The sequence below is a fragment of the Mesorhizobium sp. genome, assembly GCF_004962925.1.
Taxonomy (GTDB): Bacteria; Pseudomonadota; Alphaproteobacteria; order Rhizobiales; family Rhizobiaceae; genus Mesorhizobium.
The window spans coordinates 21,604-33,293 of sequence record NZ_SUEO01000038.1 but is presented as its reverse complement, the minus strand read 5'-3'; the positions used below and the strand labels follow the sequence as shown (position 1 = coordinate 33,293).

11 protein-coding genes are annotated in these 11,690 nt (G+C 60.9%); 7 read left to right on the top strand and 4 right to left on the bottom strand.

Going from position 1 to position 11,690, the window contains the following annotated elements; all coding sequences use genetic code 11:
- Positions 1-727: formylmethanofuran dehydrogenase subunit C (locus E5W87_RS10855; protein ID WP_292396844.1), on the top strand; the 727-nt coding region annotated here is incomplete at its 5' end.
- A gap of 95 nt (positions 728-822) precedes the next feature.
- Here the strand turns inward: E5W87_RS10855 and E5W87_RS10850 are convergent.
- Complete coding sequence (locus tag E5W87_RS10850; protein WP_292396849.1) at positions 823-1,962, bottom strand: mandelate racemase/muconate lactonizing enzyme family protein; 1,140 nt, start codon at positions 1,960-1,962, stop codon at positions 823-825.
- A 136-nt stretch (positions 1,963-2,098) separates the two neighbouring features.
- On the opposite strand from E5W87_RS10850, the gene E5W87_RS10845 reads away from it, so the two are divergent.
- The 5 genes from E5W87_RS10845 to E5W87_RS10825 all read left to right on the top strand — a co-directional run bounded on the left by E5W87_RS10845 (position 2,099) and on the right by E5W87_RS10825 (position 7,030).
- Entirely contained in the window at positions 2,099-2,734 is a 636-nt protein-coding gene (locus E5W87_RS10845) for a GntR family transcriptional regulator (RefSeq protein ID WP_367118812.1), read from the top strand.
- A 120-nt stretch (positions 2,735-2,854) separates the two neighbouring features.
- Positions 2,855-4,093 carry a sugar ABC transporter substrate-binding protein gene (locus tag E5W87_RS10840; RefSeq protein ID WP_292396841.1) on the top strand — a complete coding sequence of 413 codons (1,239 nt, stop codon included), beginning with the start codon at positions 2,855-2,857 and terminating at the stop codon, positions 4,091-4,093.
- 76 nt (positions 4,094-4,169) lie between these two features.
- Entirely contained in the window at positions 4,170-5,090 is a 921-nt protein-coding gene (locus E5W87_RS10835; protein WP_292396838.1) for a carbohydrate ABC transporter permease, read from the top strand.
- Positions 5,091-5,094: 4 nt separating this feature from the next.
- On the top strand, positions 5,095-5,940 hold the full coding sequence (locus E5W87_RS10830; RefSeq protein ID WP_292396836.1) for a carbohydrate ABC transporter permease: 846 nt from the start codon (positions 5,095-5,097) through the stop codon (positions 5,938-5,940).
- Positions 5,941-5,950: 10 nt separating this feature from the next.
- A complete protein-coding gene (locus tag E5W87_RS10825) occupies positions 5,951-7,030 on the top strand; it encodes an ABC transporter ATP-binding protein (RefSeq protein WP_292396834.1) in 1,080 nt (359 codons plus the stop codon).
- 129 nt (positions 7,031-7,159) lie between these two features.
- On the opposite strand, the gene E5W87_RS10820 is transcribed toward E5W87_RS10825, so the two are convergent.
- The 3 genes from E5W87_RS10820 to E5W87_RS10810 are packed head-to-tail and all read right to left on the bottom strand — an operon-like array spanning position 7,160 to position 10,728.
- Positions 7,160-7,984, bottom strand: coding sequence for an alpha/beta hydrolase (locus E5W87_RS10820; RefSeq protein WP_292396833.1), 825 nt, complete (start codon positions 7,982-7,984; stop codon positions 7,160-7,162).
- An 11-nt stretch (positions 7,985-7,995) separates the two neighbouring features.
- A complete protein-coding gene (locus E5W87_RS10815) occupies positions 7,996-9,483 on the bottom strand; it encodes an NAD-dependent succinate-semialdehyde dehydrogenase (RefSeq protein WP_292396831.1) in 1,488 nt (495 codons plus the stop codon).
- Between the two features lie 18 nt (positions 9,484-9,501).
- Positions 9,502-10,728, bottom strand: coding sequence for an iron-containing alcohol dehydrogenase (locus E5W87_RS10810; protein ID WP_292396829.1), 1,227 nt, complete (start codon positions 10,726-10,728; stop codon positions 9,502-9,504).
- Positions 10,729-10,874: 146 nt separating this feature from the next.
- Between E5W87_RS10810 and E5W87_RS10805 the strand changes: the two genes are divergently transcribed.
- A complete protein-coding gene (locus tag E5W87_RS10805) occupies positions 10,875-11,576 on the top strand; it encodes a GntR family transcriptional regulator (protein WP_292220399.1) in 702 nt (233 codons plus the stop codon).
- Positions 11,577-11,690 lie beyond the last annotated feature (114 nt).

Sequence of the window (11,690 nt, the reverse complement as noted above, 5' to 3'; positions counted from 1 at the left end):
GATCGAAAGGCGCGATATCGAAAGAATCCAGATTGGCATGTCGAAGCACGGATCGAAGGTCGGCGATATTTTTCGCGTCGCCGGCAACGATCCGCTGGACATCGTGTTCGAAGGTGGGAGTTCGCGCCTCGATCGCGTGGCGGAAGGCATGCGGGGCGGTTCGGTTCGCGTTGTCGGCAATGCCGGCGCCCAGGCCGGGCGTGCCATGCGCGGCGGCGCGCTCACGATCGAAGGCAATGCGGGGCCGCATGCCGGCTCCGGCATGCGCGGCGGCAGGCTTGAAGTAACAGGCAACGCCGGCGATCACCTTGGTGCGCCGCTCGCCGGGGAGCTGGCCGGCATGAATGGCGGCGTGCTGATCGTCAGGGGCAAAGCGGGCGCTTTTGCCGCCGACCGCATGCGGCGCGGCCTGATCGCGGTGCTGAAAGGTTCAGGCGACAATGCCGGCAGCCGCATGATCGCCGGCACGCTGGTGGTGGCCGGCGGCACCGGCGAAATGCCCGGCTATCTGATGCGTCGCGGCTCGATCCTGCTCGATCGCGCGCCGAGAAGTCTGTCGCCGAGCTTCGTCGAATGCGGCGCGCCGGAGAGCGTTTTCGCCGCCATCGTCGATCGCCATCTGATCGCCGAGGGTATTTTGAAACGGCCGCTTCTGGGCAATGCGCCGCAAAAATATGGCGGCGACAACGCGGTGCTTGGAATGGGTGAGGTTCTTTTCCCTCGCTGAGGCGTGCAGCCATACATAACGCGGCCGACATGACCGATCGCTTATCGTGATCAGCACCCGTCCTGTCCCACAGGATTTCGCTTATCTATTCCTGCTTACTTTCTGGGAAGACGCGGGTTATCGGGCGCAGCACCCAGTTCCGAGCGTGCCAGACGCTTTGGTCTCGCCCATTCCGCGCGCGCTTTTTCGGAGAGCACCAGTCCATGGCCCGGCCGGTCGGGCGCATAGGCATAACCGTCGCGGATTTCGATGGGCTGATCCACGAGATGATCGAAATTCTGGAACGAATATTCCAGCCATTCGACCTCCGGAAGCGCGACCGCCATATGCACGCCGACCTCCAGGAAAGTGTTGCCGATGCTGACCGGGATTCCGAGTTCAGCGGCCAGCCAGCCGATACGCATGACGTCGGTTACCTGGCCGTGGACATTCAGGATATCGGCTGCGTGAGCTTCGAGAAGAAGCCGTTTTCCCTGCAGATCCAGATACTCCCCGCTGTTGATCTGGGTCCATGTCACTGCATGCCTGAGCGTTCTTAACCCTTCGTAGTCGTGCCGCAGGATCGGATCCTCGACCCACAGAAGATCGTGGCCGGCATCGCGGATCGCCACCAGCTTCATTAGAGCTTCCTTCGAAGTCCACGCCTCGTTCGGATCGATCATGATTTTCGATCCAGCCGGCACGCAGGTCTTCAACAGTTCCAGGCGCTGCAGATCGCGGCCGAAATCCGGATGGCCGACCTTGATCTTAAAGGCGGAGTAGCCAAGCGACGCCGCGTGAGAGAACAAGGAGACGAAGGCTTCATCGTCGAGGTGGAAATCGAGGCCGCTGGCGTAAGCACCCACGCGGTTGCGGCGACTGCCAAGCAGGACATGAAGGGGCAGGCCAGCTTCTTTCGCCGCAAGATCCCAAAGCGCCACCTGAACCGCCTCGTGAAAGGGCAGGGAGTAAGTCCGTTGATTGCCGCCGCGCGGGCGGTTCACACGGTGAACCAGCGCGATCGCCTTGTGTCCCTTCAGGCTCGGCCAAACTTCATGTTCGAAAACAGTCTCGATCTCCGTCTGATCAGGCAGGGGATTGAAGAGCGTCTGGATGAACCCCAGCCCCACCTCGCCACTTTCGGAAACGAGTTCAAGCGCGGCGACGTTGACATCGTCCGTTCGAACCTGACTGTCTCCGATTACCCGGTCGCGGGCGAACTGAAATCGGGTTATACGAAAATGCGAAAGGCTCATCACAATGACCTTCTGATCGTTTAATAATGTATACTGATCTATCAGATAATGCCTTAATATCGAACCAACGGAGGTGCCGCAAGTGGCGGGCAAAGCAAAATCCGTCTCTCATCACACCCCGGTGGCGGCCACCCGTATGAGTGATGTTGCCTATGAGCGAATCCTGGAAGGCTTGTTCGACAGGCGCGTTCCGGTCGGGGCTTTCATCTCGCAGAACGAGCTGTCCGCGATTGTCGACGTGCCCGTCGCTCCGCTTCGCGACGCTCTGCGCGTGCTCGAGGCGGAGGGAATTCTCACCATTCATCCGCGCTCCGGAATCCAGTTCGTAAGACCCGGCATGGAGCTCACGCGCGCCACCTACCAGTTCCGCTCTATCATAGAGCGTTCGGCAATACGCGTCTTTGCCGAGCAAGGTGACGAGGCTGTCATGAATACCTTGGAAATGCGGCATTCCCGCCTGGTTCGGCGCGTGGAGCGAGAAGGTGTCGGGAAGGAGCAACTGGAGGAGATGGATGCGCTGGAGAGAGAACTTCACGGCGCAATTATCGGTGCGCTGCGCAATCCGCTGATCGATAGCACCTATCGGCGCATGCACAACTATCTGCGTCTGTTGCGGCTCGACAGCAAGTTCACCTCGCCTATCATGATCCGGACACTCAAGGAGCATCTAGACATCCTCGAGGCTTGCAGCACCAGGAATGCAGACAGCGCTGAAGCAATGCTGCAGGCGCATTTCCAAGCGGCCATGCAGCGCAACCTGGGTCTCGTCTGACAGGTCAAGTCGCGCGCTTCGTTTGCCGTTAGCTCCCAAGCGCGGTTGCGCGGTTTGAGAAATGATGGTACCTCCAACTGATCGATCAGTGCATTGATCTGATATCTTGGAGGAGATCGCATGCAGTTGAACAAGAGGCAGCTTCTCATCGGTTCCGCGGCCCTTGCGATGGCGGGGCACGTCGGCGGTGCCCGGGCCGCGAGTGCCATCAGCTACTGGCATCATTTTACCAGCCAGTCGGAAATGGCCAGCCTGCTCAAAATCATCGGCTTGTTTCAGGCGGCGAATGCCGATGTGGCGGTGACGCAGGAAAACATCCCGAACTCGGAATATATGGCCAAGGTTTCTTCGGCGGTGCTGGCTGGCGGGCGTCCGGATACCGCCATGGTGATCGCCGAGCGATTCGCCGACCTCACCGCGATGGAGGGATTGATTGACCTTACCGACCGCGTGAACGGCTGGGCCGGCAAGACCAACTTTCCCGACAACCGCTGGACCGGGCTTTCCAGTGACGGTGCGATCTATGCCGTTCCCGCCTTCGCCTTCGTCGACTGGATGTACTACCGCACCGACTATTTCGAGGAGGCTGGACTGGCAGGGCCACCCAAGAACTTCGATGAATTCCTGGAGGCCTGCCGCAAGCTGACCGATCCTTCGAAGGGCAGGTATGCCTTTGGCATGCGCGCCGGCGCCGGCGGGTTTAAATATGTCATCGACGTCATGGAGGCGTTCGGCTCGCCGATCGTCAAGGACGGGCAGCCAGCCATCGACAGGGCCGCGGCGATCGAGGCGGTGACGTTCTATTCCGATCTCTTCCTGAAGGAAAAGGTCGTGCCGCCGAGCGCGCCAAACGACAGCTACCGCCAGATCATGGAGGCGTTCCGCACCGGACAGACGGCAATGGTGTGGCATCACACCGGTTCGCTGAACGAAATCTCTGGCGCGATGAAGCAGGGCGAACAATTCTCGACCGCACCCATGCCGGCTGGTCCGAAGGCGCATGTCGCTCGCGTCGCCTACGCCGGCAACGGCATCATGAAGGAAGACAATATCGAGGCTGCCTGGCAGTGGGTGAGTTTCTGGGGCCAGACGGACGCTGCCATAGCCCTGCTCGAGGGGACCGGTTATTTTCCGGCCTCCACCGCTGCGTTGCAGGATCAGCGGATCACCGGGAATCCAATCTACGGTGCGGCGGTGGAAACGCTCAAATTCGGGCGGCTGCCGAACAATTTCGTCGGCGCCGCGGGCTGGTCCGAGAATGTCGTCAATCCCGCTTTCCAGTCGTTGCTGACGGGTCAGTCGACGCCGGAACAGGCTGTGGACCGCATGACCCAGGGCCTCGAAGCTGCCCTTCGCTGACATAGTCCGGTACGGCGGCTCGGACGCGCAGCCGCGCCCATTACGCCAAGGGACGGTGCTTTCGCGCCGGAGATCCATGACTTCAAGCGCGAGCAGATACCTGCCTTTCCGGGCCCTCGGCGAACTGTCCGAGACCCGATACTGGATGTATTTGCTGCTCCTTCCGAGCCTCGTCCTGATCCTTCTTGTGATCGCTTATCCGACCCTTTACGGCATGGCCATCAGCTTTCGCGAGATGCGTCTGACGCGTCCCGGGCTCGATGGTTGGGTCGGGTTCAAGCACTATGCGGCAATGTGGTCCGACCCGGTTTTCTGGATCGCGCTGAAGAATACGGTGGTGTGGGTCACCGCCGCGGTCGTGCTGGAGCTGGCGCTTGGCCTTCTCACCGCGACGGCGCTCAACAGGGACCTGCCGGGCACGAAGATTTTCGCCGTGCTGATCCTGCTTCCCTATTTCCTGCCCAATGTCGTAGCGGGTCATATGTGGGCTCTGCTGCTCGATCCGCGGCTTGGGGTCATCAACGACATTCTGGTGCGCGTGGGCGTCCTGCAGACATACAAGGCGTGGTTTGCGGACCCCGACGCTGCCCTTGCGGCGACCATTCTGGTCGAGGCCTGGCATGGTTTTCCTTTCTTCGCGCTGCTGCTGCTTGCGGGTCTGAAGTCTATTCCCGAGGACCTTTATAAGGCAGCTGCGGTGGATGGCGCGGGCGTGGCTGCGCAGCTCAGGCTGATCACCCTGCCGATGCTCAAGACCGTCATTGCGGCAGCTGTGATCCTGCGCGTCATCAGTCTGGTCAATTCGCCGGATCTGCTCCTCATTCTCACCGGTGGCGGACCGGGAGATGCCACGCAGGTGTTGTCGCTGTACGCCTTCCAGACTGCCTACAAGGAATTCAACTTCGGCTACGCATCCGCCCTGTCGGTGGTGATGTTCGTCATCCTGATGATCTTTGCGGTCGCATACATCCGCATGTCCAGGATTACCAAGGAATAGAACGATGATCGAAAGCAAACGTCACCGGCGGATGATTGCGAACATCGGCACCTACGTCGTGCTTGTGAGCCTCTCGGTATTCTGCATCGGCCCGATGATCTGGATGTTCCTGACATCGCTCAAATATGAGGCCGACATCGTCACCCAGACGATGCAGTACATACCGAGCCGCATCACCTTCGACAATTATGTCGCCATCTGGACGCAGTCCGGCTTTCCCCGGCTGATAAGCAACAGCCTCGTCGTCACCTTGCTGACGGTGACGATCTGCGTCGTCACAGGTACGTTGGCCGCCTATGCATTTTCTCGCTTTGCGTTTCGAGGCCGAGATCAGCTCATGCTCGGCTATCTTGTCGTTCGCATGTTCCCGGCAGTCATGATGATCATTCCCCTTTATGTCGTTATGCGCGGTGTGGGGCTCGTAGACAGTCGTTTCGGCCTAGCGCTTGCCTATACGAGTTTCCTGCTGCCGCTGTTCGTGTGGATGCTCAAAGGGTTCTTTGATTCCGCACCTAAGGAACTCGAGAGCGCGGCACGCATCGACGGTTCGACAAGGCTTGGCGCTATGGTCCGTATCGTCATGCCCCTTGCGCGGAACGGCCTGGTCGCAAGTTCGGTGTTCATTGCCATCGCGGCCTGGAACGAGTTCCTGTTCGCCCTGATGCTGACGACCGGACAGGGGTCTCGCACCTGGCCCGTGGGCCTGCAACTGATGGTCGGTGAGTTCCAGCTTCCTTGGGGCGTTTTGGCGGCAGGCGGCATCCTCAGCATCATCCCGGTCATCGTTCTCTTCGCTATCGTCCAGCGAACCATGGTTCAGGGGCTGACCGCCGGCGCCGTCAAAGGTTAGGAGTGCTCACATGGCGACACTTTCCATCAAGGACGTGCGCAAAGCCTACGGCTCCGTACAGGTTCTTCACGGCATCGACATCGAGCTCGAGGACGGGGGCTTCCTGGTTCTGCTCGGGCCGTCCGGATGCGGCAAGTCGATCTTGCTCAACATGATTGCCGGCCTCGACGACACGTCCGGCGGTGACATCCTGATCGGCGGACGCTCGGTCGTGGACCTTGCACCCAAGGACCGCAATATCGCGATGGTGTTTCAATCCTACGCACTTTACCCCACCATGTCGGTCGCGAGAAACATCGGCTTCGGGCTGGAAATGCGTGGCGTGGACGCCGACAAACGCAAGCGTGCCGTCGAAGACGCCGCGCGACTGCTGCAAATCTCCCATCTGCTCGACCGGCGCCCCGCGAACCTATCGGGCGGCCAGCGGCAGCGCGTTGCGATGGGCCGAGCGATCGTGCGCGACCCAGAGCTGTTCCTCTTCGACGAGCCGCTGTCCAATCTCGATGCCAAGCTTCGTGTGGAAATGCGCACGGAGATCAAGCGCCTGCACGAGCGTCTCGGCACGAGCATCGTCTATGTCACGCATGATCAGATCGAGGCGATGACGCTGGGCACCAAGGTGGCGGTGATGAAGGGCGGCTACATCCAGCAATTGGCCGATCCGCGCACTATCTATGAACGGCCCGCCAACATGTTCGTGGCAAGTTTCATCGGATCTCCGGCAATGAACTTCCTTCCTGGACAAGTGGTTCGGGACGCGGACGGTGTCCGTTTCGAAGCGAGCGGCGTATCGATCGCGCTGCTGGCCGGCAATCCGGCGGAAATCTCCGAGCGTCCAGTGATCCTTGGCATGCGGCCTGAGGAACTGAAGGTAGCTGCGCGCGATCAGGCTTCGGTGACCGGCGTGATCGATGTGGTGGAGCCTACCGGGCCCGAAACCATGGTGACCGTGCAGGTTGGCGATCGCTCGGTCACGGCGCGCGTGCCGCCGAGGTTTGCCGGCCAACGAAACGATGCAATCTTTCTTACCGTCGATCCGGCGAGCATCAACCTGTTCGATCCGGACACCGAGCAGCGCATCGATATTTAACGCAAGAGTTCATACCGAACGGCTCAGGTTCCGGGATGCTCTCCTGGAGACTCGCCGGTACCCGAGTGGACGCAGACGGCATTGCGGTTAAGCCGCCGTAGGTGATGGCTGGCATGTCTGCAGGGCGGGTTACCAGCTGCCGTTGGCAATCAGTTTCGTCAGGCAATCACCCGCCTGGCTCTCAGGCACGCCGAGATCTCTGACGCTGTCCATGTGGTTGCGGTTCGTGAGAACAAGCGACGTTACCGGCGAACCCCGCTTTAGCAGGTTCTGTTTGAATCGATCTGCCTGCTGATGGAAAGGCGGCGTCTCATTGGCTCCGACCAGAACCATCGCCTTGGTTTGAGGATCATGCCGATAGGCAAGCGGTGTGAACAAGGTGACTTCCTCATCGGTGATTCCGATCTCGTTGGCGAGAAAGGAGTTCTGGAGCGGTTTCAAATCGTAGAGCCCGCCGAGCAGAAGAGCTGCCCGCACATTCGAAGGGGTATTCTCGCTGTTGAACAGAAACGTTGAAAGATGTGCTCCGGCCGAATGACCGCTGACAGTCAGTTCTGCCGGGTTTCCGCCATGGTCGGCGATATGGGCCAGAACCCACTGCTTGGCACGGCGCACCTGGTCGACGATCGTCGCCATTCTGACCTTGGGCATCAGAGCATAGTCGACGATGACGGCAATCGCACCGGCTTGGGTAATCGTCGTCGCGACGTATGAGTAGTCGCGCTTGGAGAACATCCTCCAGTAGCCGCCATGGATAAACATGTGCACCGGCAGGCCGCTTCTTTTGCCCGAGGGAAAGAACAGGTCGATGGTTTCGGTCTGATTCGGCCCGTAGGCAACGTCCGCAGTCATTGGAATGGTTGCGCGAACGGCCTCGCTGCGGTGAACGATGTCCTGCACGATTTTGTCAAAATCCGCGACGTGGTCGCGGATGCGAAACGGATCGTTTTGCACCCTTCCTCCGCTCAGATGCTGATGGCGAGGTATTTCGCCTCCATGAACTCGGCAATGCCGTGATGCTGTCCGCCTTCGCGGCCGAGGCCGCTCTGCTTTACCCCGCCGAAGGGTGCTGCCGGATCGGACATCAAGCCGCGGTTGAGAGCGATCATCCCGGCTTCGATCTTGGATGCCACCCGCATTCCACGCGCAAGATCGCGCGTGTAGATGTAGGCGGCAAGACCGTATTCGGTGTCGTTGGCGCGCGCGATGACGTCGGCTTCCGTTTCGAATCTCGAGATTGGCGCCACCGGCCCGAAAATTTCCTCATGCGCCATCTCAGCCTCGGCCGGGACGTCGCAGAGCACGGTCGGCGGATAGTAATATCCCGTTCCCGAGCCTGCCTTGCCCCCGCACAGCACCCGCGCGCCGCGGGCGACAGCATCGTTGACCAGACGGTCGATCTTGTCGACGGCCTTCCTGGTGATCATCGGCCCGCACTCCGTGGCCGCGTCCGTACCAGCGCCGATCTTGAGTGCCGACATCCGCCTGGCGAGGCTTTCGCCAAAGGCATCGTAAACGCCGGACTGGACATAGATGCGGTTTGCGGCCGTGCAGGCCTCGCCGGCGTTGCGCATCTTCGCCACCATCGCCCCATCGACCGCCGCGTCGAGGTCCGCGTCGTCGAACACAAGGAATGGCGCGTTGCCGCCAAGCTCCATCGAACACGAAACCACGTGCTTTGCGGCCTCGGCCAGCAGAACGCGCCCGACACCCGTCGAGCCGGTAAAGGAGAGTTTCCGCACCCGCGGATCGGCCAGCATCGCGGCCGTCACAGGGCCGGGATTGGAGGTTGTCAGAACGTTCACCACGCCTGGCGGAACGCCTGCTTCCTGGTAGAGCGCGGCAAGCGCGTAGGCGGTGAGCGGGGTCTCGCTGGCTGGCTTCAAAATTACCGTGCACCCGGCAGCCAAGGCGGGCGCGATCTTGCGCGTCGCCATGGCGGCAGGGAAGTTCCAGGGTGTGATAAGGATGCAGATGCCGATGGGCTCGTAGTCGACCACGATCCGGTTCGTGCCGGAAGGCGCCATCCCGAATTCACCGGTGATGCGCACGGCTTCCTCGGCATTCCAGCGAAAGAATTCCGCGGCATAGGCGATCTCGCCACGCGCGTCCCGGAGTGCCTTGCCGTTTTCCAGCGAGATCAGCGTTGCCAGCGTCTCGGAACGTTGCGTTATCAGCTCGAAGCAACGTCTGAGGATTTCGGACCGCTTGCGGGGTGCCGTTGTGCGCCAGCCATCGGCGGCCTTGGCCGCAGCCTCCACGGCGGCCGCGGCATCTTCGATCGTCGCATCGGGAACGGCGGCGATCACCGCCTCCGTGGAAGGGTCCACGACCTGGATTTCCCTGCCGTCGGCGGATTGCCGCCATTGGCCGCCGATATACAAGCCGTGGGAGAACCTATGGAAGTCGGCAGTGTCCTGATCGTCCTCCAGCACCTGATGAGATATGTTCATGGCCTGCTCCTCGATTGCTCACATGACGTAGGTGGCGAGGTCGCCATCATAGGCAGCCTGGACCAGGCCCCGCATGGCTGCCAGATCGAACGGCCGCGGATTGTTCTTGATGAGACGGTCAATGCCGAGCGCCTGTTCGGCCGTCCAATCGAGCTTGTCGGACGGAAGCCCGAGCTCGGCCAGCGAAGGCGTGATCCCGATCGCGCCAAACAGCCGGCCGATCTCGTCGATGGTCGCGTCGGCCATCTCACCGATACTCCGGTCCCTCCCGTCGAGACCAAGGGCAAGGCCGATCTCGGTCATCTCGGCGGCCGCGGCGGCCCGGTTGTACTTCATGACATACGGCAACATGGTGGCGACACCCAGCCCGTGAGCGGTATGGGTAAGGGCGCCGACTGGATATTGCACCGCGTGCGCCGCCGCCGTTCCCGCCGTACCGAACGCACAGCCGGCTGCAAGCGCGCCCATCATCACATCGGCCCGAGCGTCCGCGTCGGCGGGGTCGCGGTATGCCTTCTCAAGACTGCGGCCAAGCAGCTTGATCGCGAGCAGCGCAAAATGATCGGTCAGCGCGCTCTTTCCGATGAAGACATGCTGCTGCGGCAGGCTGGGGTCAGTGCCGCGCCTGACGGCGGTAAAAGCTTCGATTGCATGTGTCAGCGCGTCCGCGCCCGCGATCGCCGTCAGTCCCGGGGGACATGTCATCGTCAGTTCCGGGTCGCAGATGGCGGCTGCCGCGATCAGATGCGGGCTGGAGATGCCGACCTTCAAGGTGCGATCCGGATCGGAGATCACCGCGACAGGGGTCACTTCCGAGCCGGTGCCGGCTGTTGTTGGCACCGCGATCACCGGCAGCGTCGGGCCAGGCACCTTGAACTCGCCGTAGTAGTCCTGGAGCAGGCCGCCGTGACTGATGAGCAACGCGGCGCATTTGGCCATGTCGAGACAACTGCCGCCTCCGATGCCGATCACCATGTCCGGCGCGAACTTCCGCGCCTCCTCGACGCAGACGGCAACCGTGTCTCGGGGGACGTCGGGCAGCACGCGGTCATGCACCAGCACATCGATCGATGCGCCCTCGAGCGCCGTAATAATTTCTGCGAAGGCGACAGTTGCGGCAAAGCGCTCGTCCGTGCAGACAAGCGCGCGACGGCCCAGCCTGGCCGCAACGGTTGGAATGACATGGCGCTGGCCTTTCCCGAAGAGGATCTCACGCGGGAGCCTTACGGCAGCGAAAAGGCTCATGTTCTGCGTCCCTCGATGATGTTGGGAGTGGAAAGCGAAAGCTCGTCGAGTTCGATCCAAAAGGTATCCTCTATTAAATCGTATAGGATATAGGATTGCATTGGGCGAAGCATCGTGTTAGCCAGTGATCCTGTCAAGAGGCAAAGATGCAGGTCACGAACTTAAGCAATGCCCGAGAAGTCGACCCGGCTAGCGGACGCATCCAGCGATCCAACAGCCTGGTGGAGGACGTGTATGAAGCAATCTTCGCGCAACTCATGTCGCTGAAGATCGCGCCTGGCTCGCGGATCACCGTCGACAGTCTGGTCAAGGAACTCGAAGTATCCCACACGCCAATCCGTGAAGCGCTTGGCCGCCTCGAAGGCGAAGGCCTTGTGCTGAAGACACATTTGATCGGCTACCGCGCCGCGCCGCAGATAACCAAGCGCCGATTTGACGAACTCTATGAGCTTCGCCTGCTGCTTGAGCCGCATGGGGCGGCCAAAGCGGCCGCATTGATGGATGAGACGAAACTTGCGGTGCTTCAGGAGTCCGCAGGGGGCATGGCGCGCCGCGAAGGCAAGGATGAACGCCTGCGTTACTCCAACTTTGCGCGGCAGGACGCCATTTTCCACGACAGGATTATGGAATTTGCAAACAACGATCTCGTGCGCCAGACTCTCGCGTTCCAGCATACGCACTTCCACATCTTTCGCCTGATGTTCCATTCGCGCGTTACCGAGGAAGCGCTCGACGAGCATGAGGCCATCCTGGCCGCCTTCGCTGCCTCCGACCCCGCCGCGGCGGAACAGGCGATGCGCCGCCATATCGAGCATTCTCGTGATCGTTTGTTGCTGGCGTTCGATTGAGACTGTCACGATGCCAGTCACCGTCCACATCGGGAGCGCCGCCGTCAATCTAGATGCACCCTTGATCACGCAAGCAAAGGCCGGGGAATACCACGTCCCGGATTCCCTTTTCTG

Bases quoted from the DNA above. Each gene is read 5' to 3' on its own strand.
- E5W87_RS10840 (WP_292396841.1), top strand. From the start codon at position 2,855: ATGCAGTTGAACAAGAGGCAGCTTCTCATCGGTTCCGCGGCCCTTGCG.
- E5W87_RS10845 (WP_367118812.1), top strand. From the start codon at position 2,099: ATGAGTGATGTTGCCTATGAGCGAATCCTGGAAGGCTTGTTCGACAGG.
- E5W87_RS10810 (WP_292396829.1), bottom strand. From the start codon at position 10,728: ATGAGCCTTTTCGCTGCCGTAAGGCTCCCGCGTGAGATCCTCTTCGGG.
- E5W87_RS10805 (WP_292220399.1), top strand. From the start codon at position 10,875: ATGCAGGTCACGAACTTAAGCAATGCCCGAGAAGTCGACCCGGCTAGC.
- E5W87_RS10830 (WP_292396836.1), top strand. From the start codon at position 5,095: ATGATCGAAAGCAAACGTCACCGGCGGATGATTGCGAACATCGGCACC.
- E5W87_RS10815 (WP_292396831.1), bottom strand. From the start codon at position 9,483: ATGAACATATCTCATCAGGTGCTGGAGGACGATCAGGACACTGCCGAC.
- E5W87_RS10835 (WP_292396838.1), top strand. From the start codon at position 4,170: ATGACTTCAAGCGCGAGCAGATACCTGCCTTTCCGGGCCCTCGGCGAA.
- E5W87_RS10825 (WP_292396834.1), top strand. From the start codon at position 5,951: ATGGCGACACTTTCCATCAAGGACGTGCGCAAAGCCTACGGCTCCGTA.
- E5W87_RS10850 (WP_292396849.1), bottom strand. From the start codon at position 1,962: ATGAGCCTTTCGCATTTTCGTATAACCCGATTTCAGTTCGCCCGCGAC.